This is a genomic window from Chitinimonas koreensis, assembly GCF_014353015.1.
In the GTDB taxonomy this organism is placed as follows: domain Bacteria; phylum Pseudomonadota; class Gammaproteobacteria; order Burkholderiales; family Chitinimonadaceae; genus Chitinimonas; species Chitinimonas koreensis.
In genome coordinates, this window is the sequence record NZ_CP060704.1 from 3,869,887 (window position 1) to 3,891,885 (window position 21,999).

Annotated in this window: 19 protein-coding genes; 11 read left to right on the top strand and 8 right to left on the bottom strand. The window is 71.0% G+C overall.

Going from position 1 to position 21,999, the window contains the following annotated elements; translation table 11 throughout:
- The first annotated feature begins 26 nt into the window (after positions 1 to 26).
- Complete coding sequence (locus tag H9L41_RS16130; RefSeq protein ID WP_051318673.1) at positions 27 to 521, top strand: SRPBCC family protein; 495 nt, start codon at positions 27 to 29, stop codon at positions 519 to 521.
- A 310-nt stretch (positions 522 to 831) separates the two neighbouring features.
- On the opposite strand, the gene H9L41_RS16135 is transcribed toward H9L41_RS16130, so the two are convergent.
- The 4 genes from H9L41_RS16135 to H9L41_RS16150 all read right to left on the bottom strand — a co-directional run bounded on the left by H9L41_RS16135 (position 832) and on the right by H9L41_RS16150 (position 4,354).
- Positions 832 to 1,608 carry a ferredoxin--NADP reductase gene (locus H9L41_RS16135; protein WP_028444684.1) on the bottom strand — a complete coding sequence of 259 codons (777 nt, stop codon included), beginning with the start codon at positions 1,606 to 1,608 and terminating at the stop codon, positions 832 to 834.
- Between the two features lie 125 nt (positions 1,609 to 1,733).
- Positions 1,734 to 1,922, bottom strand: a complete 189-nt coding sequence (locus tag H9L41_RS16140; RefSeq protein ID WP_034605890.1) for a hypothetical protein — start codon at positions 1,920 to 1,922, stop codon at positions 1,734 to 1,736.
- A gap of 41 nt (positions 1,923 to 1,963) precedes the next feature.
- Entirely contained in the window at positions 1,964 to 3,172 is a 1,209-nt protein-coding gene (locus tag H9L41_RS16145; RefSeq protein ID WP_028444685.1) for an RtcB family protein, read from the bottom strand.
- 261 nt (positions 3,173 to 3,433) lie between these two features.
- The gene (locus H9L41_RS16150; RefSeq protein WP_028444686.1) at positions 3,434 to 4,354 is read right to left on the bottom strand and encodes a LysR family transcriptional regulator; all 921 of its coding nucleotides are present in this window, start codon (positions 4,352 to 4,354) and stop codon (positions 3,434 to 3,436) included.
- A gap of 90 nt (positions 4,355 to 4,444) precedes the next feature.
- Between H9L41_RS16150 and H9L41_RS16155 the strand changes: the two genes are divergently transcribed.
- From H9L41_RS16155 to H9L41_RS16190, 9 genes are all read left to right on the top strand, one after another.
- Positions 4,445 to 5,359 (top strand): DMT family transporter, encoded by a 915-nt coding sequence (locus H9L41_RS16155; protein ID WP_051318674.1) that lies wholly within the window; start codon positions 4,445 to 4,447, stop codon positions 5,357 to 5,359.
- 229 nt (positions 5,360 to 5,588) lie between these two features.
- Positions 5,589 to 7,379 carry a TOL_0244 family TonB-dependent receptor gene (locus H9L41_RS16160; RefSeq protein ID WP_187523477.1) on the top strand — a complete coding sequence of 597 codons (1,791 nt, stop codon included), beginning with the start codon at positions 5,589 to 5,591 and terminating at the stop codon, positions 7,377 to 7,379.
- Positions 7,380 to 7,404: 25 nt separating this feature from the next.
- Positions 7,405 to 7,980, top strand: a complete 576-nt coding sequence (locus tag H9L41_RS16165; protein WP_051318676.1) for a TOL_0243 family YfiR-like periplasmic protein — start codon at positions 7,405 to 7,407, stop codon at positions 7,978 to 7,980.
- Entirely contained in the window at positions 7,980 to 9,881 is a 1,902-nt protein-coding gene (locus tag H9L41_RS16170; RefSeq protein WP_051318677.1) for a sensor histidine kinase, YfiR-like protein-associated, read from the top strand. Before H9L41_RS16165 ends, H9L41_RS16170 begins: the two co-directional genes overlap by 1 nt.
- Positions 9,868 to 10,311, top strand: coding sequence for a response regulator (locus tag H9L41_RS16175; protein WP_028444689.1), 444 nt, complete (start codon positions 9,868 to 9,870; stop codon positions 10,309 to 10,311). Before H9L41_RS16170 ends, H9L41_RS16175 begins: the two co-directional genes overlap by 14 nt.
- A 99-nt stretch (positions 10,312 to 10,410) precedes the next feature.
- A complete protein-coding gene (locus tag H9L41_RS16180) occupies positions 10,411 to 11,469 on the top strand; it encodes a response regulator (RefSeq protein ID WP_308419525.1) in 1,059 nt (352 codons plus the stop codon).
- A gap of 161 nt (positions 11,470 to 11,630) precedes the next feature.
- Complete coding sequence (locus tag H9L41_RS25045) at positions 11,631 to 13,121, top strand: MCP four helix bundle domain-containing protein (protein ID WP_265583816.1); 1,491 nt, start codon at positions 11,631 to 11,633, stop codon at positions 13,119 to 13,121.
- A complete protein-coding gene (locus H9L41_RS25050; protein ID WP_265583817.1) occupies positions 13,085 to 15,751 on the top strand; it encodes a PAS domain-containing hybrid sensor histidine kinase/response regulator in 2,667 nt (888 codons plus the stop codon). Before H9L41_RS25045 ends, H9L41_RS25050 begins: the two co-directional genes overlap by 37 nt.
- Positions 15,748 to 16,218, top strand: a complete 471-nt coding sequence (locus tag H9L41_RS16190; RefSeq protein ID WP_028444691.1) for a YehS family protein — start codon at positions 15,748 to 15,750, stop codon at positions 16,216 to 16,218. Before H9L41_RS25050 ends, H9L41_RS16190 begins: the two co-directional genes overlap by 4 nt.
- Before the next feature lie 240 nt (positions 16,219 to 16,458).
- Here H9L41_RS16190 and H9L41_RS16195 read toward each other — a convergent pair whose 3' ends face one another.
- Positions 16,459 to 18,297, bottom strand: coding sequence for an alanine racemase (locus H9L41_RS16195; RefSeq protein WP_028444692.1), 1,839 nt, complete (start codon positions 18,295 to 18,297; stop codon positions 16,459 to 16,461).
- A 4-nt stretch (positions 18,298 to 18,301) separates the two neighbouring features.
- The gene (gene aotJ, locus H9L41_RS16200) at positions 18,302 to 19,081 is read right to left on the bottom strand and encodes an L-arginine-binding protein AotJ (RefSeq protein WP_028444693.1); all 780 of its coding nucleotides are present in this window, start codon (positions 19,079 to 19,081) and stop codon (positions 18,302 to 18,304) included.
- A 225-nt stretch (positions 19,082 to 19,306) separates the two neighbouring features.
- Between aotJ and H9L41_RS16205 the strand changes: the two genes are divergently transcribed.
- On the top strand, positions 19,307 to 20,227 hold the full coding sequence (locus tag H9L41_RS16205; RefSeq protein WP_051318678.1) for a LysR substrate-binding domain-containing protein: 921 nt from the start codon (positions 19,307 to 19,309) through the stop codon (positions 20,225 to 20,227).
- Positions 20,228 to 20,297: 70 nt separating this feature from the next.
- On the opposite strand, the gene H9L41_RS16210 is transcribed toward H9L41_RS16205, so the two are convergent.
- On the bottom strand, positions 20,298 to 20,945 hold the full coding sequence (locus H9L41_RS16210; RefSeq protein ID WP_028444694.1) for a hypothetical protein: 648 nt from the start codon (positions 20,943 to 20,945) through the stop codon (positions 20,298 to 20,300).
- Positions 20,946 to 20,956: 11 nt separating this feature from the next.
- On the bottom strand, positions 20,957 to 21,916 hold the full coding sequence (gene surE / locus H9L41_RS16215) for a 5'/3'-nucleotidase SurE (protein ID WP_028444695.1): 960 nt from the start codon (positions 21,914 to 21,916) through the stop codon (positions 20,957 to 20,959).
- Positions 21,917 to 21,999: the final 83 nt, after the last annotated feature.

Here is a 21,999-nt window from a genome sequence, read left to right on the forward strand (position 1 = left end):
ATAATCGGCCGACCGAAACCCTTTGGATGCCCCGTACCGTGCATTTCGAACACCTGGTCCAGATCAACGATCCCACCAACCCGCTGCTGGCCCCGATCAGCCGCGACCAGCTGTGGCGCGGCCTGATGCGCCGGGTCGAACAGCCGGGCGAATTCCTGGTCGGCGTCGAGCACGTCGCACTGGCGGTGCGCAGCGCGCAACTGATCGAGCGCGAGATGCTGCTGGGCAAGCTGCGGGTGGTCGACCGCATCAGCCTCGAGCCGGGCCGCAGCATCCACTTCGATACCGCGCCGAGCGAACAGCACCAGGGCGGCAGCTTCACCATGACCATCGAGGAGCCGAACCCGGGCGACCTGTTCGTGCGCTTCTCCTACCGCACCGCGCTGCCCGACGGCGTCGGCACGCCGGACAGCGCGGCCGGCGACGCCTATTTCGCCGACTACGTGAAGGCGGCCTACCGCGACACCGACGTCGACGGCATCCGCTGGATCCGCGAGCTGGTCGAGACCGGCGAGCTGTAAGGCCGCGCGCCGACAGCCGCCCGGTTTGCCTCGTAGGTCGGGTTCTACACCCGACAGCGACCTCGGCCGGCGACGCGGTCGGGTATAGAACCCGACCTACCGGCCGCCACCATTGCCGATTCTTGCTGCCGTAGATCGGACTTCAGTCCGGCAGCGCCCTCGACCACCGGTGCTTTCGGGCATAAAGCCCGACCTACGAGTGCGCAACCGGCCTGCGAATCGGGGCGGCAAACGCGCCCTCGTCAATTCCATCATGCAAAGCGAACGGCCCGCCGAATGGCGGGCCGTTCGCATGCTCGAATCGCAGCGATCACTTCTCGACGAAGGCGCGCTCGATCACGTAGTCGCCCGGCTCGCCGATGCGCGGCGAGACCTTGAAGCCGCGCGCATCCAGCAGCGCGGCGGTGTCCTTCAGCATGCTCGGGCTGCCGCACAGCATGGCGCGGTCGGTCTCCGGGTTCAGCGGCGGCAGGCCCAGGTCCTCGCACAGCTTGCCGTTCTCGATCAGGTCGGTCAGCCGGCCCTGGTTGCGGAATTCCTCGCGCGTCACGCTCGGGTAGTAGATCAGCTTGTCGCGGATCACCTCGCCGAAGAATTCGTTCTTGGGCAGCTCGTGCTGGATGTAGTCGGCATAGGCCAGCTCGTTCACGAAGCGCACGCCGTGGAACAGGATCACCTTCTCGAAATGCTCGTAGGTGTCCGGATCCTTGATGATCGACATGAACGGCGCGAGGCCGGTGCCGGTGCCGAACAGGAACAGGTTCTTGCCGGGCTTGAGGTCGTGGATCACCAGCGTGCCGGTCGGCTTGCGGCTGACCAGCAGCTCGTCGCCGACCTTGAGGTGCTGCAGCCGGCTGGTCAGCGGGCCGTTGGGCACCTTGATGCTGAAGAACTCAAGGTGTTCCTCGTAGTTGGCGCTGGCGATCGAATAGGCGCGCATCAGCGGCCGCTCGTTCACCTGCAGGCCGATCATCACGAAGTGGCCGTTCTCGAAGCGCAGCGCCGGATCACGCGTGGTGGTGAAGCTGAACAGGGTGTCGTTCCAGTGATGGACGCTGAGGACGCGTTCGGTGGCGATCGTGGACATGGGCGAAGATGAGAATGGCTGTTATTAGGCAGACCGCGATTCTAGCAAAACATTAGAACTTTCCTCCACACATTCAGGTATTTGCAATCGCCCGAATGGAATAAAAGGCTCCACCTTGAGCAAGATCAAGCCCATGCGACGGGCAATAAAAAAGGCGGGAAATCATCCCGCCCCAGCTTGATCGCCCGTTTCAGGGCCTGTTTCGCGTCGCGCCGCCGCGTCTTTTCGTCCTTGTCGTGCACCCCGGCATTGCGCTGGCGCGCGGCCAGCGCGACGGGGTTTCTCGGCTTCGGCAATTTGATCTTGATCTTCATGGCTTTCTCCTGAGTATCGGACACCGAACGCGCGGCCGCGTTCAGCCCTTCACGCACAGCACCTGCTTGAGCGTGTGCACCACTTCGACCAGGTCGGCCTGGTTGGCCATCACCGTGTCGATGTCCTTGTAGGCGGCCGGGATCTCGTCGACCACGCCGCCGTCCTTGCGGCATTCCACCCCTTCGGTCTGGGCGGCCAGGTCGAAGCGGTCGAAGCGCCGCTTGGCCTCGCTGCGGCTCATGCGGCGGCCGGCGCCGTGCGAGCAGGAGCAGAACGACTGCGGATTGCCCAGGCCGCGCACGATGAAGCTCTTGGCGCCCATCGAGCCGGGGATGATGCCGAGCTGGCCGGCGTGCGCCGCGATCGCGCCCTTGCGGGTGATGAACAGCTTCTCGCCGAAGTGGATCTCGCTCGCCACGTAGTTGTGATGGCAGTTGATCGCCTCGTCGTCGAGCGTGAAGGCCGGCAGGTGCGGCCGGATCGCGTCGACCACCCGCCGCATCATCTCGCGCCGGTTGGTCATGGCGTAGTCCTGGGCCCAGTCGACCGCTTCGACATAGTCGTCGAACAGCGCCGAGCCAGCGCCGAAATAGGCCAGGTCGCGGTCGGGCAGGTTGAGCTTGTGGCGCTGCATGTCCTTCCTGGCCGCCTCGATGAAGTAGCGGCCGATCACGTTGCCGGTACCGCGGCTGCCCGAGTGCAGCATGACCCAGACGCGCTGCGCCTCGTCCAGGCACAGCTCGATGAAGTGGTTGCCGCCGCCCAGGGTGCCGAGCTGGCAGATCCAGGTCTGGGCGAACTGGCGCTGCATCTTCATCAGGCCCGGGTGCTTGCCGACGATGCGGTCGAGCCGGTCGTCGAGCGGCCGCGCGGCGCGCTGGTGGGCCGAGCCGCGCACCTTGTCCCAGGCGTGCTGCTCGAAACCGGCCGGCACGGCGGCCTCGATCGCCGAACGCAGGCGGGCCAGCGTGTCGGGCAGGTCGGCCGCGGCGAGCGAGGTGCGCACCGCGTTCATGCCGCAGCCGATGTCGACGCCGACCGCGGCCGGGATGATGGCGTCGCGGGTCGGGATCACCGCGCCGACGGTCGCGCCGATGCCCAGGTGCACGTCGGGCATGGCGGCGACGTGGCCGCGCACGATGGGCAGCGCGGCGACGTTCTTCAGTTGACGGATGGCATCGGGTTCGATGTCGTCGGTCCAGATTTTCACCGGTACGCGGTCGCCGGCGAGGGTCTTGAGGATAGGCATATGGTCTTGATTCCTGCCGCCCCGCCCGCGTTCATGCGGTTGGGCGGGACATGAAAAAGCCCCGGTGGTGGCCGGGGCTCTTCGGAGCGGCCGGCGCAAGGGGCGATGGACCCAAGCGCCGCAGGCGGAATCGGGGTCAGCGCGTGTTGGCGGGAGAAACGGGGTAGTGCATCGGCGGGGTCTCCTCTATGGCTGGGGCGTTGATCGGAAGCGCATTTATCTACGAGCCTGCTCGATCGGTCAAGTGTTGCAGTGCAGCATTCAGCCCGCGCCCCGCGCCAGCGCCGCCACCAGGTAGTCGATGAAGGCGCGCAGCTTGGCCGGCGGCAGGCGGTTCGGCGGGTAGAGCAGCCAGGCGGTGCCGGCGTAGCCGGTCAGGTGTTCCCACTCCTCCAGCACCACCTCCAGCTCGCCGGCGGCCAGCGCCCGGCGCGCGGCGAACTCCGGCAGGCTGGCGATGCCAAGATGGGCCAGCGCGCCTTCGAGCCGGATCTCGCTGTGGTTGGCCACGTAGCGGCCGCGGACCTTGACCGCCACCTCCTCGCCGCCGCGGCGGAAGCGCCAGCGCCGGTCGCGCTCGTCCTCACCGAGGTAGAGGCAGCTGTGCGCCGCCAGTTCGCGCGGATGCGCCGGCCGGCCGTGTTCGGCCAGGTACTGCGGACTGGCGCAGGCCAGGTGGCGGACCGGCATCAGCGGCCGGCCGGCCAGGCCCGGCGGCGGCGCGTCGGTGATGCGGATGGCGAGGTCGATGGCCTCCTGGTACAGGTCGACCGTGCGGTCGGTCACCACCAGTTGCAGGTCGACCGCAGGATGGGCGCGCAGGAAGGCGGGCACCAGCGGGTGCACCACCTGGCGGGCGAAGGCCTTGGGCAGGCTGACCCGCAGCAGGCCGCGCGGCAGCGCGCCGTCGGCGTCGCCGAGCGCCAGCACCTCGCGCGCGGCGGCCAGCAGGTCCTGGCAGCGCGCATGGGCGATCGCGCCGGCCTCGGTCAGCCGCAGCTTGCGGGTGGTGCGCTCGAGCAGCCGCACCTGCAGCCGCGTCTCGAGCCGCGCCACCTGGCGGCTGACCGCCGACGGCGTGATGCCGAGCCGGCGCGCGGCGGCCGAGAAGCTGCCGGCCTCGACCACGCAGGCGAAGGCGGCCATGTCGGGCAGGCTGTCCCATTGCTCGTTCGTTCCCATGGCGCACAAGTCTCGTTCCGGATGCACGGATTATCGCCTTATCGGGCGCAATCGATAATCCCCTCCTCCTCATCAGTATCGGAATCCGCCATGACCACCCTCCGCCTGCCCGCCCCCGCCGCGCTGCTGCGCCTGTCCGACGCCCTGCTGCTGCTGGTCGCCCTGGTCTGGGGCACCAGCTACGGCGTCGCCAAGGGCGCGCTGGCCCACTACCCGGTGCTCGGCTTCCTGGCCGTGCGCTTCGTACTCACCTTCGCGCTGCTGCTGCCCGCGCTGCTGGCGGCCAGCCGGCGCGAGCGGCGCGATGCGGCGGCGGCCGGCCTGCCGCTCGGCGCGCTGCTGCTGGCGATCTTCCTGTGCGAGACCTTCGGCGTGGCGCTGACCCAGGCCGCCAACGCCGCCTTCCTGATCAGCCTGTGCGTGGTGTTCACGCCGTTCGCCGAATGGTGGCTGCTGCGGCGCCGGCCCGACGCGACGGCGTTCGGCTTCGCCGCCGTCTCGCTGCTCGGCGCGGCGCTGCTGGCCGGCGGGCTGGAAGCGCGCTTCGGCCTGGGCGACGCGCTGATGCTGGCGGCGGCGGCGCTGCGCGCGGTCACGGTCTGCCTGACCGCCCGCTGGCTGCAGGGGCGGCAGGCGCCGGCGCTGGCGCTGACCGCGGTGCAGTCCGGCGTGGTGGGCCTGGGCTGCCTGACCCTGGCCGCCCTCACGCGCCCCGGCTCCGCCGGATGGGGCCTGCCGCCGCTGCCGGCGGCGCCCGGCTTCTGGCTGGCCGCCGTCTACCTGGTGCTGGGCTGTACCGTGTTCGCCTTCTTCGCCCAGAACTGGGCGCTGCGCCACTGCGCGCCGAGCCGCGTCGCGCTCCTGATGGGCAGCGAACCCTTGTTCGGCGCGCTGTTCGCCTTCCTGTGGCTGGGCGAGCGGCTGAGCCCGGCGGCCTGGTGCGGCGCCGGCCTGATCGTGGCGGCCAGCGGCTGGGCCACGCTGCAGCGGCGCCCGGCGGCCTGAACGGCGCGCTTGCGGCGCTCCGGCGCAGCGGCTATAGAAGGTTTGACCAAGCGCCGAGGCTCCTTGCAGCGCCGCGGCCACCAAGAACCGGTGATCGATCCCGTCACCAGGAGGATTTACCGTGGACACGCCGTCGCCGACGGCGGCTCGAACGCTCCTTCCCCGCCCCCTCCGCCGTGCCGCGAACCTGTCCTGCGCGCTCGCCGTCGCCGCCGGCCTGGCGCCGGCCGTGCCCGCGGCCGTACCCGCGGCCGAGCTGGCCGACCTCTCGCTCGAGCAACTGGCCAACATCACCATCGCCTCGGTCTCCAAGCGCCAGCAGCGGCTGGCCGAGACGCCGGCCTCGATCTATGTGATCACCAACCAGGACCTGCGCCGCGCCGGCGTGGCCAGCCTGCCCGAGGCGCTGCGGCTGGCGCCCAATCTGCAGGTCGCCCGCAGCGGCGCCAGCCAGTACGCGATCAGCTCGCGCGGCTTCAATGCCACCACCGCCAACAAGCTCCTGGTGCTGATCGACGGCCGCGCGGTCTACACCCCGCTCTACGCCGGGGTGTTCTGGGATGCGCAGGACGTGGTGTTCGAGGACATCGACCGCATCGAGGTGATCAGCGGCACCGGTTCGACGCTGTGGGGCGCCAACGCGGTCAACGGCGTGATCAACGTGATCACCCGCCGCACCGAGTCCACCCTCGGCGACTTCGTCCAGTTCGCGGCCGGCAATACCGAACGCCGCTTCTCCGCCCGCCATGGCGCGGCATTCGGGCAGGGCGGCAGCTACCGGCTGTACGCCAAGCGGATCGACCGCGACGCCGGCGAGCGCGCCGACGGCAGCGGCCAGTCCGACGGCTGGCGCCGCAGCCAGGCCGGCTTCCGGGCCGACTGGGGCACGACCCGGTCCGGCGTCACGCTGCAAGGCGACGCCTACGCCGGCACGCTCGGCCAGCCGCAGTCCGACGGGCTGGACATCGGCGGCGCCAACCTGCTGGCGCGCTGGCGCTGGGCCTTCGACGCCGGCGCCAGCCTGCGGCTGCGCGCCTATCTCGACCACACCTCGCGCGACTACTCGGGCAACTTCAGCGAGAAGCTCGATACCGCCGACCTCGACGGCCAGTACAACCGGCCGATGTGGGACGGCGGCATGCTGACCGTCGGCGGCGGCATGCGCCAGGCGCGCGACCGGGTCGAGCACGGCGCGGCAGGCGCCTTCCTGCCCGAGCGGGCCACGCTGCGCTCGGCCAATCTCTACCTGCAGGGCGAGCTGCCGCTGGACGAGGCCTGGCGCCTCACGCTCGGCGGCAAGGCCGAATACAACGGCTACAGCGGCATCGACTGGCTGCCCAGCGCACGGCTGGCCTGGCAGCCCGAGGAACACCTGCTGCTGTGGGGCTCGCTGGCGCGCGCGGCGCGGGCGCCGTCGCGCATCGACCGCGATTTCTACGTCCCGGCCCAGCCGCCCTACCTGCTGGCCGGCGGGCCGGATTTCGAGTCCGAGATCGCCAACACGCTGGAGCTCGGCGGCCGCGCCACCTTCGCCGACGACCTCAGCGGCTCGCTCACGCTGTTCTACAGCGACTACGGCAAGCTGCGCAGCGCCGAGCAGGTCGCCCCCGGCCGCTACGTGTTCGCCAACCGCATCAGCGGCCGCAGCTACGGCCTGGAAGCCTGGGCCAACTACCAGCTCGACGCCGACTGGCGGCTGGCGCTGGGCCTGGTCACGCTGCACCAGCGCTTCCGCCACGACGACGGTGGCAGCCCGCTCAAACAGGGCAACGACCCGCGGCTGCAGTGGACCGCCCGCGTCTCGCGCAATTTCGACGCCAATACCGAGTTCGACCTGATGCTGCGCCGCGTCGGCGCGCTGCCGAGCCCGGCGGTGCCGGCTTATACCGCGGTCGACCTGCGCCTGGGCTGGCGGCCCGATCCGCGCTGGGAACTGTCGCTGACCGCGCAGAACCTGTTCGACCCGGGCCATCCCGAGTTCGGCACCCGGCCAGCCGCGGCGAGATCGCCCGCAGCGTGACCGCCGGCCTGGCGGTGAGATTCTGATGCGCGCCGCCGCCCTCGTCCCGCGCCTGCTGCTGCGCCTCGTGGGCGGCTTCGCCGCGCTGCTCTGCCTCCTGGCGCTGCCGGCCGCCGGCGCCGCCGAGGCCAACAACGAGTACCAGCTGAAGGCGGCCTACCTGTACAAGTTCGCCGGCTATGTCGAATGGCCCGCCAGCGCGCTGCCGCAGGGCGACATGCCGATCGCCATCGGGGTGATGGCGGCCGACGAGCTGGCCGCGGAACTGGGCCGCCTGCTGCCCGGTCGCACCATCAACGGTCATCCGCTGGAGCTGCGCCGGCTCAAGGCCGGCGACCCGCTGACCGGCTTGCACATGCTGTTCGTCGGCCGCGCCGAAGCGGCCCGGCTCAAGCAGCTGCTGGCGCCGGCGCAGGCCCTGCCGATGCTCACGGTGACCGAGAGCGAGGGCGCATTGGGCCAGGGCAGCATCATCAATTTCGTCCAGGTCGACCGCTACGTGCGCTTCGAGATCGCGCTGTGGCCGGCCGACCGCGGCGGACTCAAGCTGAGCGCGCGCCTCCTGGCGGTGGCCCAGCAGGTCAGGACCGAGGGGCCTTGATGTCGAACTTCGGTATCCGCTCGATCCGCTTCAAGCTGGTGCTGACGGTGCTGGCGACCACCTTCGCCGCGCTGGCGGTGGCCGGCGCGGCGCTGATCTACAACGACGTGCGCGAATACCGCCGCGAGCTGGAAAGCGAACTGATCACCCAGGCCGACATCCTCGGCCAGGCCAGCGCCGCCGCGCTGGAATTCGACGACGCCCGCGTGGCGCAGCAGAACCTGGCCCTGCTCAAGGCCAAGCCGGCGATCCAGGCGGCCGCGCTGTACACCGCGCGCGGCAAGCTGTTCGCCCAGTACCCGAGCGCCACCGGCGCCCAGGCCTTCCCGGCGCTGCCCTCGCTCGACGGCTTCCAGCAAGGGCCGCAGAGCCTGTCGCTGTACCGCCGGGTGGTGAACCGCGACGAGATCCTCGGTACCGTCTACCTGCGCGCACGCTACGACCTGAGCCAGCGCCTGCGCGACTACCTCGGCATCCTGGCCGGCGTGATGCTGGCCAGCCTGCTGGTCGCGCTGGCGGTGGCGCTGCGGCTGCAGTCCTACGTGGCGCGGCCGATCCTGTCGGTCAGCGCGGTGGCGCGCCAGGTGGTGCAGCAGCGCGACTTCAGCCTGCGCGCCGCGAAGAACAGCGACGACGAGATCGGCTACCTGGTCGACGCCTTCAACGACATGCTGGCCGAGATCGGCCGCCGCACCGAGGCGCTCGAGACCGCGCGCCATGCGCTCGAGCACGAGATCGCCGAGCGGCGCGAGGTGCAGAAGGCGCTGCAGGACAGCGAGCGGCGCAACCGCCTCCTGGTGTCGGCGATGTCGTCGGTGGTGTGGAACTGCGACGCGATCGGCTGTTTCGCCGGCGAGCAGGCCTCGTGGTCGGACTACACCGGCCAGAACCAGGACGATCACCACGGCCTGGGCTGGCGCCAGGCCTTCCACCCGGAGGACCAGGCCGCGCTCGACCGCGCCTGGGCGCAGGCGCTGGCCCAGCCCGATTCGTTCGAGCTCGAGGCGCGGCTGTGGCACGCCGCCTCGGCGCGCTACCGCTACGTCAGCCTGCGCGCCGTGCCGTTCACCCAGGACGGCGACCGCGTCAACGAGTGGCTCGGCACCATCACCGACATCGACGACCGCCGCCACGCCGAGGCCGAGGTGCGCACGCTGAACGCCGAGCTGGAGCAGCGGGTGACCGAGCGCACCGGCCAGCTCGAGGAGGCCAACCGCGACCTGGAGAGCTTCAGCTATTCGGTGTCGCACGACCTGCGCGCGCCGGTGCGCGCGGTGGCCGGCTTCTCGCACATGCTGGAGAAGCGGCTGGGCGACAAGATGGACGAGGAGAGCCGCCGGCTGTTCGGCATCATCGTCAGCGAGGCGGCCCGCATGGGCCAGCTGATCAACGACCTGTTGGCCTTCTCGCGGCTGGGCCGCCAGGCGATGCAGTTCAAGGAGGTCGACATGCGCACGCTGGCGCGCCAGACCTACGAGCAGCTGCGCGGGCCGCAGCCCGATACGCCGATCCAGTTCCAGCTCGGCGCCCTGCCGCCGGCGCAGGGCGACCATGCGCTGCTGGGCCAGGTCTGGGTCAACCTGCTGTCCAACGCGATCAAGTTCAGCAGCAAGCGCGAGCAGCCGGTGATCGAGGTCGGCGCGATCGCCGACGACGAGAAGTACACCTACTACGTGCGCGACAACGGCGCCGGCTTCGACGCCACCTACAAGGCCAAGCTGTTCGGCGTGTTCCAGCGCCTGCACGCCGGCAGCGAATTCCCCGGCACCGGGGTGGGCCTGGCGCTGGTCCACCGCATCATCACGCGCCACGGCGGCCAGGTCTGGGCCGACGGCGCGCCGGACCAGGGCGCCACCTTCTATTTCACGCTTCCGAAGGAGTCCAGCCATGGAAGAGTTTGAGCAGATACGCATCCTCCTGGTGGAGGACAACCCGGTCGACGCCGAGCTGACCATGTACGGACTGCGCAGCGACAATCTTTCCAACACCATCGTCTGGGTCAAGGACGGCGACGAGGCGCTGGACTACGTGTTCCGCCGCGGCGCCTACGCCGGCCTGCAGGACCCGCTGCCGGGCCTGGTGCTGCTGGACCTGAAGATGCCGCACGTGAGCGGCACCGAGGTGCTGGCGGCGCTGAAGGCCGACGAGCAGACCCGGCGCATCCCGGTGGTGGTGATGACCTCGTCGCAGGAGGAATGCGACATCATGAAGAGCTATGACCTCGGCGCGAACAGCTACGTGGTCAAGCCGGTCGATTTCGAGGGCATCACCAGCGTGGCCAAGCAGACCGGGATCTACTGGATGGCGGTGAACCGCCGGGCGCCGCACTGAGCCGCCCGCCGGCCGCGGCGGGCCGGTCGATGAGCTAATCTGAGCCGAGCAAGGCGCGCAGGATCGGCGGCGCCGACCGCGGCCGCACCGGAGGATGCCATGGAACTCTCGCTGGACTTCACCCGCAAGCCGACCATCCTGGTCGTCGACGATACGCCGGACAACCTGTTGCTGATGGCCAATCTCCTGAAGGAGCACGGCCGCTACGTGGTCAAGGCGGCCAACAACGGCGAGAAGGCCTTGCGCATCGCCCGCGCCGATCCGCCGCCGGACCTGATCCTGCTCGACATCATGATGCCGGGCATGTCCGGCCACGAGGTGGCGCAGACGCTGAAGGCCGATCCGGCCACCCGCGACATCCCGGTGATCTTCCTGACCGTCATGTCCTCGACCGCCGACGAGACGCGCGGGCTCGAACTCGGCGCCGCCGACTACATCACCAAGCCGATCTGTCCGCCGGTGGTGCTGGCGCGGGTCGAGACCCAGCTCAAGGTCAAGGCCGCGGCCGATTTCCTCAAGGACAAGAACGACTACCTGGAACAGGAAGTGGCCCGGCGCACGCGCGAGGTCATGGCCATCCAGGACGTGACCATCCACGCCATGGCCTCGCTGGCCGAGACGCGCGACAACGAGACCGGCAACCACATCCGCCGCACCCAGCACTACGTCAAGGTGCTGGCCGAGCATTTGCGCGACCACCCGCGCTTCCGCCACTTCCTCGACGACGAGACCATCGGGCTGCTGTACAAGTCGGCGCCGCTGCACGACATCGGCAAGATCGGCATCCCCGACCGCATCCTGCTCAAGCCCGGCCGCTTCACGCCGGAAGAGTTCGAGATCATGAAGACCCACACCACGCTGGGCCGCGACGCGATCGCGCACGCCGAGCAGCAGCTGGGCGCCGACGTGGATTTCCTGCGCCTGGCCAAGGAGATCGCCTACGGCCACCAGGAGAAATGGAACGGCTCGGGCTATCCCGAGGGCAAGGCCGGCGACGACATCCCGATCTCGGCGCGGCTGATGGCGGTGGCGGACGTCTACGACGCGCTGATCAGCCGGCGCGTCTACAAGGAAGGGATGTCGCACGAGGACGCCGTGCGCATCATGCTCAACGGGCGCGGCAGCCATTTCGACCCGACGTGCTGGACGCCTTCATGAGCTGCCTCGACCGCTTCCAGGCCATCGCGGCGCAGTTCGCCGATTCCGACCACGACATCGCCCGGAAGGCCGAGGCGCTGCAGTTCATCGCGGAAGCGCCCTGACCGGCGCAACCGGCATCCCTGGCGGCCCCTCTCCTTCGCGGACCACACGGCGTACCCATGCGTTCACCCCTGCAGATGCTGGAGCGCCTGCCGCTCCGCCACAAGCTGGCCGTCGGCTTCGTCTCGCTGCTGCTGCTGTCGCTCGCCCTCGGCATCCAGAGCCTGCAGACGCAGTCCGACCTGAACCGCGACCTGCAGCGGCTGCGGCAGGAGGGCATCGGCGGCATCGCCCGCATCCAGGAAGCACGCATCCACTTCTCGCGGATGATGCTGGCGATGCACCGCGCGGTCGGCGCGAGCTCGGAGGGCGAGCGCGAGGAAGCGCTGCAGCAGATGGACGAGGCCCGGCAACAGGTCCGCCATGCCCTCGAACTCACCCGCCCGACCCTGTTCAAGCCGGAGAACGTCAAACGGCTGGAGCAGTTCGAAATACGCTTCGCCCGGATCCAGCGGACCGTCGCCGAAGCGCTGGACCTGGCCAGGCAGGGCATGCCGGCCGAGGCCGCGTCGCTGGTCGAGAGCGTCGGTTTCCGGGAGCTCGACCGCGGCGCCGACCGGCTGCTCGGCGACATCGCCGCCGTCAAGGAATACGGCGCCGAAGATACCACCCAGGCCATCCAGGACTTCGCCAGCCGCCGCAGCAACCTGACCTATGCCCTGCTGCTGGGCGGGCTCGGGCTGGCGCTGGCCTTCGCCTGGCTGATCAGCCGCTCGATCCGCCGCCCCATCGGCCGCGTCAGGAACGCGGTCGAGGAGCTGGCCGCCGGCCGGCTCCAGCAGGTCATCCCGCATACCGACTACCGGAACGAGACCGGCGACCTGGCGCGCGCCATCGCCGCGCTGCAGACCGAGTCGATCCAGCTCGAGGCCCAGCGCTGGATCAAGGCGCAGGAGGCGGCGATCCAGGCCGAGCTGCAGCAGGCCGAGACGACCGAAGAACTGGCGGCGCGCTTCTTCAGGCCGCTGGCGCCGCTGCTCGAGGTCGGCCAGGGCGTGCTCTACCGCTGGGACGGCGAACGGCAGCGGCTGCTGCTGGCCGGCAGCTACGCCATCGGCGCCGATCACGTACCGGCCGGCGAGATCGAGCCCGGCGCGGGCCTGCTGGGCCAATGCGCCAGCGACCGGCAGCCGCGGTCGATCAAACAGGGGGAGAACGGCCGGCGCCTGCGATCCGCGCTCGGCGAGGTCGCCCTCGGCGAAATCCTGGTCCTGCCCATCCTCAGCGGCGACCGGCTGGCCGGCGTGCTGGAACTGGCCTGCTTCGACACGCCGGACGGCACCGCGCGCGCGCTGCTGGAGCAGGTGCTGCCGCGCCTGGCCGTCAGCATGGAGATCCTCGACCGTTCGCTGGCGGTGCAGAGCCTGCTGGCGCAGACCCGCCAACAGGCCGACGCCATGGAGGCCCAGGCGGCGCGCCTGGAGGAGCAGGCGGTCGAGCTGGAGGCCCAGCAGGCCGCGCTCAAGGAAACCGAGGTCTGGTTCCGCGGCGTGGTCGAATCCGCCCCGACGGCATGCTGGTGGTGGACGAGCGCGGCAAGATCGTGCTGACCAACACCCAGCTCGACGGCCTGTTCGGCTACGCCCCGGGCGAGTTGACCGGCCTGGCGATCGAACAGCTGGTGCCGGCCGCGGTGCGCGCCCGCCACGTGCAATTGCGCGGCAGCTTCATGGCCGAGGGCAGCACCCGCCAGATGGGCGGCGGCCTGACGGACCTGCAGGGCGTGCGCAAGGACGGCAGCACCTTCTCGGTCGAGATCGGGCTGGCATCGCTGCCCGCGCTGGGCGGCCAGGGGCGGTGCGTGTGCGCCTCGGTGCGCGACATCAGCGAGCGCAAGCGCGCGGAAGAAGAAGTGCGGCGCGCCAAGGAGATCGCCGAAGACGCCACCCGCGCCAAGAGCGAATTCCTGGCCAATATGAGCCACGAGATCCGTACCCCGATGAACGCCATCATCGGCATGAGCCACCTGGCCCTGCGCACCGAACTCGACAAGAAGCAGCGCAACTACATCGAGAAAGTCCACCGCTCGGCCGAGAACCTGCTGGGCATCATCAACGACATCCTCGACTTCTCGAAGATCGAGGCCGGCAAGATGACGATCGAGCACACCGACTTCCGGCTCGAAGACGTGATGGACAGCTTCGCCGGCATGGTCGGCCTCAAGGCCGAGGACAAGGGGCTGGAGCTGCTGTTCGACACGGCCCCGGACGTGCCGACGGCGCTGACCGGCGATCCGCTGCGGCTGGGCCAGATCCTGATCAACCTGGGCAACAACGCGGCCAAGTTCACCGAGCACGGCGAGATCGTGGTCGGCATCGAGCTGGCATCGGCGGAGCCGGATTCGGTGGAGCTGCATTTCCGGGTCCGGGACACCGGCATCGGCATGACGCCCGAGCAGTGCGAGCGCATGTTCCAGTCCTTCAGCCAGGCCGACAGCTCGACCACCCGCAAATACGGCGGCACCGGGCTGGGCCTGGCCATCTCGAAGCGGCTGGCCGAATTGATGGGCGGCCGCATCTGGGTGGAAAGCGAGCTGGGCAAGGGCTCCACCTTCCACTTCCACGCGCGCTTCGGCCTGCAGCGCGATCCCGCGCCGCGCCGCATGTTCAAGGCCGACGAGCTGCTCGGCCTGCGCGTGCTGGTGGTGGACGACAACGCCAGCGCGCGCGAGATCCTCTCGACCATGGCGCGCAGCTTCGGGCTGGAGGTGGACATGGCCGGCAGCGGCCCGGCCGCCCTGCAATCGCTGAGCGAGGCCGAGCGCAAGCAGCTGCCCTACGACCTGGTGCTGATGGACTGGAAGATGCCGGGCATGGACGGGGTGGAAACCGTGCTGCAGATGCATGCCGCCGCGGTCGGCGCGGTGCCCTCGGTCATCATGGTCACCGCCTTCGGCCGCGACGAGGCCCAGGAGGAAGCGGCCCGCAAGCGGGTGCGGCTGTCCTCGGTGCTGACCAAGCCGGTCACGCCCTCCACCCTGCTCGAAGCCATCGGCGAGGCGCTGGGCAAGGGCCAGGTGGCCGAGACGCGTTCGGCGGAGCGCGACGACCGCAGCGCCGCCGACATGGCCCGGCTGGCCGGCGCGCGCCTGCTGCTGGTCGAGGACAACGAGATGAACCGGGAACTGGCCAGCGAGCTGCTGACCCTGGCCGCCATCGAATTCACCATCGCCGGCAACGGCCGGGAGGCGCTCGACATCCTGGCGCGCGACGCGGCCTACGACGGCGTGCTGATGGATTGCCAGATGCCGGTCATGGACGGCTACACCGCGACCCGCGAGATCCGGGCGCAGCCGCGCTTCGCCCGGTTGCCGGTCATCGCGATGACGGCTAACGCGATGGCGGGCGACCGCGAGCAGGCGCTCGCCAGCGGCATGAACGACCACATCCCCAAGCCGCTGCACGTCGCCTCGATGTTCGCGACGATGGCGAAATGGATCCGCCCCGCCGCCCCCCGCCCGCCCGCCGCGGCGCCCGCCGCGGCGCCGGCGGCGTCGCAGCCGGGCCGCGCCGCGCTGCCGCCGCTGCCCGGCATCGACCAGGCCGCCGGCCTGGCGACCAGCGCCGGCAAGCCCGATCTCTATCGCCGCATGCTGCTCAAGTTCCGCGAATCGCAGCAGGGCTTCCCGCAAGCGCTGGCCGCGGCCCTGGCGGCGGACGACCGGGCGACCGCCGTCCGCACCGCGCACACCCTGCGCGGCACGGCGGGCAATATCGGCGCCCTGGCGCTGGCCGCGGCGGCGGCCGAGCTGGAAGCCGCCTGCAAGCAAGGGCTGGATCGCCCCGCGCTGGAACCGCTGATCGCAGCCGGCTGCGCTGAACTGGCCAGGGTGCTGGAGGGCATCGCCCGGATCGGGCAGGTCGAGCAAGCTGCGCCGGTGGCCGCCGTCCCGCTGCGGCAGATCGAACGCTGCAGGGACCAACTCAAGGCGCTGCTGGCGGCCAGCGATACCGGCTCGCTGGACCAGCTCGAAGCGCTGGAAGCGCTGCTCGCCGGCCGCCCGGCGGCGGCCCAGCTGCGCAAGGTGGCGGACAAGATCGAGGCGTTCGACTTCGACGAGGCCCTGGCGCTGCTCGAAGCACTCCCGCTCGCCGACCGGGACGGCACGCCGGACCTGCACGCGGACGCCGGCCGTGGAACAATGGCGCCCCTCACGCATCCAGGAATCAGCGGACCATGATCAACAACGACGTGCTGCGCAGCGTGCGCTACATGCTCGACATCAGCGACGCCCGCATCGGCGACATCATCCGGCTGGCCGGCTACGAGGCGAGCAAGGCCGACATCGTCGCCTTCCTCAAGCGCGACGACGAGGAAGGCTACCGCGACTGCAGCGACGAGGTGCTGGCGCACTTCCTCGACGGCCTGATCTTCCACCGCCGCGGCCGCGACGACAGCCGGCCGCGGCTGCCGGTCGAGCTGCCGGTCTACAACAACACCGTGCTGAAGAAACTGCGCGTGGCCTTCGAACTCAAGGAAGAGGACATCCTCGAGATCATGTCGCAGGCCGGCTTCGAGGTCTCCAAGCCCGAGCTCAGCGCCTTCTTCCGCAAGCCCGACCACAAGAACTACCGCCGCTGCGGCGACCAGTTCCTGCGCAATTTCCTCAAGGGGCTGACCCTGCGTATGCGGCCTAGCACAAGGTAACGACCATTGTGATGAAGCCGCCATGGGCGCGGCACCCGGCAAAGCCGGGTGTTCAGGGCCTGCTTCCGGCCCAACCTGCGGCACGCCCCTGATTCATCCCGACTCCCCGCCCTCGCCGCCACCGGGGCCCCGCAAAGTCGAAGACTTTGTGGGGTGGTCCAGAGGGAGCCTCGCCGCGCTCGTCAGCGGTTTGATGAATCAGTGGTGCGGCATATCGCTACGCTTACGCGACTACCGAAGCTAGGGCTCGAGAAGCCGAGCGCAGGCTGCCCGGCTCTTCACCACCTTGCGCCCCAGCAGCGACAGCAGCAGGCCGTTCACCAGCGCCGCCGACTCCGCCCCAGGCCCCACACCGCCGAACGACACGCTGTCCGGCAGCCCGCACTCGTGCACGATCTCCATCGCCAGGTGGGCCTCGCGGCAGGTCAGCCCGGCGCCGGCCAGCACGTCGAGGTCGAAGTGCAGGTGCAGCCGCCGCAGGCCCGCACGCACGCGGGCGATGGCGGCCGGCAGGCAATCGGCCAGGCCGTGGCGGTCGATGTCTTCCATCGTCAGCACCAGTTCGCCGGTCGCCGCGCCGGCCGGCAGGAACAGGTCGCGCAGGCCGACTGCCAGCGTGTGCTCGGCCGGCCAGCCGTCTCCCGCCACCACGCCGTCGGCCTGGCCGGCGAACAGCAGCAGCGCCTCTTCTTCGCCGCCCGGCCGGCCATGGGCCCGGCGCCCGCTCTGCCGGCCCAGCCGCACCGGCAGCACGGCCGGGTTGCCGGCCGCGGCCAGGTCGGACTCCGGTCCGACGGCGATCTCGATCAGCGGCGCCGCCGGACCGGAGTCCGACCTGCCGGGCCCGGCGGGAGCGGGATCGGCCAGCGCCAGGCCGATCGCCGCCAGCGCCGGCGCCAGCCCCTGCTCGAGCAATTGAGCGGCCGGCGAATCCATCGCCGTGGCGCCGCCGTCGTCGGCATCGATCAGCGCCACCCCGGCCAGCGTCGGCCGCTCGGGCAAGTCGCGCAGGTAGCGCTTGTCGACGTAGGGCGAGGTCATCGCCGCCAGCAGCGCCGCGTAGTCGGGCGTGAACGCGACGTGGGCGCCGAGCCGGTAGTCCTCGCCGGCGGCGGTGGCGTCGACCACCAGGTGGTCGCTGCTGGCGCCGACCACCCGCAGCCGCGCATCGCACGGCGCGAGGCCGGCCGGGTCGACGTCCTCGCGGCCGATCGCCAGGATCAGCCGGCGCGCCGGCCGGTCCTCGACCGCGTCGAACGACGGCCGCCGGCCGAAAGCGTCCTCGCCGGCCAGGCCGTAGGGCCGCGCCGGCTTGATCTTGTCCTCGATCACCGGCGCGCCGAGCGTGAAGGCGTGCGGGTCGAGCGCGCCGTGCAGGCCGGCCGGCGTCGGCGGCGCGGCCAGCAGGATCGAGGCGCCGAGCCGCAGGTGGTTGATGCCGGCCGGCAGCTGGCCCGCCTCCAGGAGCGGCAGCGAGAAGGTGTTGCCGCCCGACACGATGGGCAACGCGATGCCGAGCCGGCGCCGCAGCTCGGCGGCGAGATCGGCCAGGCCGGCCAGGTTGTCGATGGTCGGCTGGATGCCGCTGATGCAGGCCAGGTTGGCGCCGAGCCCGAGCAGCTCGACGCCGTCCAGCGCCAGCACCGCCTCGGCGTGGCGCAGCGCCTCGGCCGGCAGGATGCCCTCGCGCAGGTCGCCCAGGTCCACCATCAGCACCACGCCGTGGCGGCGGCCCTGGGCCCGCGCGGCGGCGGCCAGCCGGGCGATGGTGGTCGGCTCGCTGTTGAGGCTGAGATCGGCCAGCCGCACGGTGCGCTCGGCCTCGTCGGGCGCCGGCGCGCGCAGCAGCATCAGCGGCGCGCGGATGCCGCCGCGGCGCAGCCGCTCGAGGTTGTCCAGCCGCGAATCGGCCAGCTGCGCCACGCCGCCGCGCAGCATGGCGCGCGCCACCGCCGGCGCGCCGCAACAGGCCTTGCCGACGCCGGCCACCGCCACGCCCGCGGCGGCGCAGGCGGCCACCAGCCGGCGGGTATTGGCCTCGATGCGGTCGAGGTCGATGTCGATGCGGGCGCCGTGCATGGGGCTACTTGCCGTAGATGTCGAAGTCGAAATACTTGCGCGCGATGGCCTGGTAGCTGCCGTTGGCGCGGATCGCCCGGATCGCCTCGTTGAGCCGGTCGCGCAGCTCCGGGTCGCTCTTGCGGACGGCGATGCCGGCGCCGGGGCCGAAATAGGCGATGTCGTCGACCTGCGGCCCGACGAAGCGGAAGGCGCGGCCCTCGGCCAGCTTGAGGAAGTCGTTCTGGCCGACCACGGTGTTGACCAGGGTGGCGTCGAGCCGGCCGGCCTTGAGGTCGAGGAAGGCGTCGTTCTGCGAGCCGTAGGCGCTGACGGTGGCGCCGGCCTTGGCGTAGACGCCGCGCGCATAGCGCTCCTCGGACGAGCCGCGCAGCACGCCGATGCGGCGGCCCTTCAGGCTGCCTGGGCTGCCGTCGAGGCCGGCGGCGTTGCCGGCGATCAGCCGCGACGGCACCTTGTAGTACTTGTCGGTGAAGTCGACCGCCCGGCGGCGCTGCTCGGTGATGTCCATCGACGACACGATGGCGTCGAACTTGTTGGCGTTCAGGCCGGTGATGATGCCGTCCCAGTCCTGCTCGACGAAGCTGCATTGCGCCGCCAGCTGGCCGCACAGCGCGCGGGCGATGTCGACGTCGAAGCCGGCCAGTTGGCCGTCCGGCGTCTTGTAGGTGAACGGCTTGTAGGCCGCTTCGAGGCCGATGCGGATGGTCTTCCATTCCTTGGCCTGCGCCGCGCCGGCCAGGGCGGCGGCGACGAGCAGGGCGATTGCGGACAAGGGCTTCATGGCTGTGCTCCGGGACGGGGGATCGTCGGCCGGTCGGGCGAGGACCGCCGGCCTGTCGGTCGCCATCGCCGCCGAGGCATGCGCATACGCATGGGCAGGTACTCGTGCAGCGGGTGGCTGACGCCGAATCTAGAGACGAAGCGCGACCGCCACAAACGACCATTGCTCAAGCGTGCCATGCAAAAATGCATGGCTTGCCTCGTCCATTTCCCGCCGGTGCCCGCGATGAAACGCCTGCCCTCCTTCGATGCCCTGCACACCTTCTCGGTGGTCGCCCGCGCCCGCAGCATGAGCCGCGCTGCCGACCAGCTGTGCCTGACCCAGAGCGCCATCAGCCGGCAGATCCGCCAGCTCGAGGCCCACCTCGGCACCGCGCTCCTGCTGCGGCAGGCGCGCGGCGTCGAGCTGACCGCCGCCGGGCGCGACTTCCTGCCGGCGGTCGAGGCCGCCTTCGACGGCCTCAAGCGCGCGGTGGACCGGCTGGCCGGCCAGCCGGCCGACCTCAAGCTCAAGCTGCCGCCGACGCTGGCGCTGCGCTGGTTCATGCCGCGGCTGCCGGGCTTCCAGCTGAGCCATCCTGGCATCGGCATCCGGCTCAGCACGGCCGAGTTCAGCCGCATCCATTTCGAGCGCGAGGATTTCGACGCCGCCATCGTCTATGCGCGCGAGGCGCCGGCCGAGGCGCTCGGCGCCGCGCTGTTCGAGGAACGGCTGGTGCCGGTATGCACCCCGGCGCTGGCCGAGCGGCTGCACACGCCGGCCGACCTGGCGAGCGAGGCGCTGATCCACCTGAGCCCCGACCATGCCGACTGGCGCGCCTGGCTGGCGCGCCACGGCGCCAGCCACCCGGCGCTCGAAGCCGGCGCCAGCTTCGAGGCGGTCGACATGGCGCTGCACGTGGCCGGCCGCGGCCTGGGCGTGGCGATGGCCGACCCCTTGCTGATCGCCGACGACATCGCCGGCGGCCGGCTGGCGGCACCCTTCCCCGCCGAGCCGATCGACAGCGGCCACGCCTACTGGTTGGCCTGCCCGCGCGCGCGCCAGGGCGAGGCGGCGATCGAGGCGCTGCACGGCTGGCTGCGCGAGGAGATCGCGGCGACGCGGGCGGCGCTGGCCGGCCTGGGCTTTGCCGGGCCGGCCGGCTGAAGCGGCTCGCCCACAAACGGACACGGCCCGCGCGAACCGCCGCGGGCCGTGTCCGTTCATGCGCTGCGCCTTATTCGGCGTAGGCCCACAGATCGACCAACAGATTGCCGTCGTCCGCCACCAGTCGGAAGCGCGCAGGCGCGTAGTCCGGGTCGGCCGCCAACACGCCGCTGGCGCTGGCCGGCAGGTTCGGGCAGTCGGCCGCGGTCAGCGCCAGTTGCAATGTGCCGGGCAGCTTGCCGGCGCTCAGCTTGCCGCCGAGCTTGCAAGCGCTGCCCGCCGCAGCCGCGATGGTTCCGTCGGCGGCGACGGTGAACACCGCCGGCTTGCCCGCGACGTCGGCCACGTAGCGGCCGGCCATGGCGGCGACCGTCGGCGCCGGCAGGGCGACCGCATCGGCGCGCAGCAGCGTGACGCTGACGTCGGCCTTGGCCGCCGGCACCGCCACCCAGCCATGGCCGGCGGCCTGGCGGTACAGCGCCTGGAGGCGGCCGTCGGCGTCGCCGACCAGCAACAGGCGGCTGCCGTCGGCGGCCGCGTAGTAGCGGCCCACGGTCGGCGCGGCGGCGTCGCCGAGGCTGACGGTGTAGCTGCCTGCGGCCAGCGACTCGACCGCGACCTTGGGCGCCACCGGCAGCGCGTCCGCATTATTGTCGTCGCCGTCGGAACAGGCGGCCAGCAGCGCGGCGGCCAGCATGGGAAACAGGATGCGTTTCATCGGCGGCGTCCTCACTGGACCAGCAGGTCGCGCAGCCGCAGGCGCAGCCATTGCTGGGCGGCCGGGCGGGCTTCGAAGCCGACCTGCATGGCGGTGACGGCGATCCTGCCGGCGGCGTTGACGGCCGCCTCGTCGCTGGCCTGCTCGGCGCTCGGCGCGGCGGCCGGCGGGTACAGCGAGAGGCCCGGGTAGGCATAGGCGCCGAGGCCGTAGGCCTTGGCCACCGGGTCCTGCGACAGGTCGGCGACGAACTTCAGGTTGTAGGCGTTGTAGCTGCCGTGGCGCGAGAAGCTCCAGGCCAGTGCGGCCGACTTGCCGGCCTCGAACTTGGGGAAGTTGACGTTGAGCGCCACCCCGGCCGGCAGCAGCGGGCCGCTGCCGGCGCGGGCCTGCAGCGCCGCAACCAGCTTGAGCGTGAGCTTGGCGGCCTCGGCCGCCAGGCCGTCCTGGTCGGTGGTGTTGGTGTCGGCGCTGACCGCGATGGCCGGCAGGCCGCGCGAGGCGGCGATCTGGGCGTTGCTGACGGTGCCCGAGCTGTTGACGATGCTGCCGGTGTTCTGGCCCTCGTTGGGGCCGGACAGCACCAGGTCGGGCGCCTTGTTCCAGCGCGCCGCGGCCAGCACGTCGATGCCGTACAGGGTGGCCATGACCGGCGTGCCGTCGACGTAGTGGAAGTCGGTCAGGCCGGCGATCGGGCCGACGCCGGGCGCGCCGACGGCGGCGGCGGCGTTGCGGCAGGCCTTGGCCAGCGGGGTGATCGGGGTGAGGAAATTGGCCGAGGCGCCCTTGCCGCTCTGGTTCTGGCACGGCACCGACACCACCACGTCGTGGCCGGCCGCCTTGAGCTCGGCGTAGAGCGCCTTGACGTTGGCCGACAGGCCGTCGTCGTTGCTGAGCACGATGTTGAGGGCGAAGGCCGGGCCGGCGAGGCCGGCCAGCGACAGTGCGGGCAGGATGAAGCGAAGGCGCATGGGGACTCCGGAGCGAGGAAGGGATGGACGGCGCGGAGGTGCCGCGCCGGTCGGCCAGCATCCATTCCGGCCGTTGCCGGCGT

Bases quoted from the DNA above. Each gene is read 5' to 3' on its own strand.
- H9L41_RS16130 (WP_051318673.1), top strand. From the start codon at position 27: ATGCCCCGTACCGTGCATTTCGAACACCTGGTCCAGATCAACGATCCC.
- H9L41_RS16135 (WP_028444684.1), bottom strand. From the start codon at position 1,608: ATGTCCACGATCGCCACCGAACGCGTCCTCAGCGTCCATCACTGGAAC.
- H9L41_RS16140 (WP_034605890.1), bottom strand. From the start codon at position 1,922: ATGAAGATCAAGATCAAATTGCCGAAGCCGAGAAACCCCGTCGCGCTG.
- H9L41_RS16145 (WP_028444685.1), bottom strand. From the start codon at position 3,172: ATGCCTATCCTCAAGACCCTCGCCGGCGACCGCGTACCGGTGAAAATC.
- H9L41_RS16150 (WP_028444686.1), bottom strand. From the start codon at position 4,354: ATGGGAACGAACGAGCAATGGGACAGCCTGCCCGACATGGCCGCCTTC.
- H9L41_RS16155 (WP_051318674.1), top strand. From the start codon at position 4,445: ATGACCACCCTCCGCCTGCCCGCCCCCGCCGCGCTGCTGCGCCTGTCC.
- H9L41_RS16165 (WP_051318676.1), top strand. From the start codon at position 7,405: ATGCGCGCCGCCGCCCTCGTCCCGCGCCTGCTGCTGCGCCTCGTGGGC.
- H9L41_RS16170 (WP_051318677.1), top strand. From the start codon at position 7,980: ATGTCGAACTTCGGTATCCGCTCGATCCGCTTCAAGCTGGTGCTGACG.
- H9L41_RS16175 (WP_028444689.1), top strand. From the start codon at position 9,868: ATGGAAGAGTTTGAGCAGATACGCATCCTCCTGGTGGAGGACAACCCG.
- H9L41_RS16180 (WP_308419525.1), top strand. From the start codon at position 10,411: ATGGAACTCTCGCTGGACTTCACCCGCAAGCCGACCATCCTGGTCGTC.
- H9L41_RS25045 (WP_265583816.1), top strand. From the start codon at position 11,631: ATGCGTTCACCCCTGCAGATGCTGGAGCGCCTGCCGCTCCGCCACAAG.
- H9L41_RS25050 (WP_265583817.1), top strand. From the start codon at position 13,085: ATGCTGGTGGTGGACGAGCGCGGCAAGATCGTGCTGACCAACACCCAG.
- H9L41_RS16190 (WP_028444691.1), top strand. From the start codon at position 15,748: ATGATCAACAACGACGTGCTGCGCAGCGTGCGCTACATGCTCGACATC.
- H9L41_RS16195 (WP_028444692.1), bottom strand. From the start codon at position 18,297: ATGCACGGCGCCCGCATCGACATCGACCTCGACCGCATCGAGGCCAAT.
- aotJ (WP_028444693.1), bottom strand. From the start codon at position 19,081: ATGAAGCCCTTGTCCGCAATCGCCCTGCTCGTCGCCGCCGCCCTGGCC.
- H9L41_RS16205 (WP_051318678.1), top strand. From the start codon at position 19,307: ATGAAACGCCTGCCCTCCTTCGATGCCCTGCACACCTTCTCGGTGGTC.
- H9L41_RS16210 (WP_028444694.1), bottom strand. From the start codon at position 20,945: ATGAAACGCATCCTGTTTCCCATGCTGGCCGCCGCGCTGCTGGCCGCC.
- surE (WP_028444695.1), bottom strand. From the start codon at position 21,916: ATGCGCCTTCGCTTCATCCTGCCCGCACTGTCGCTGGCCGGCCTCGCC.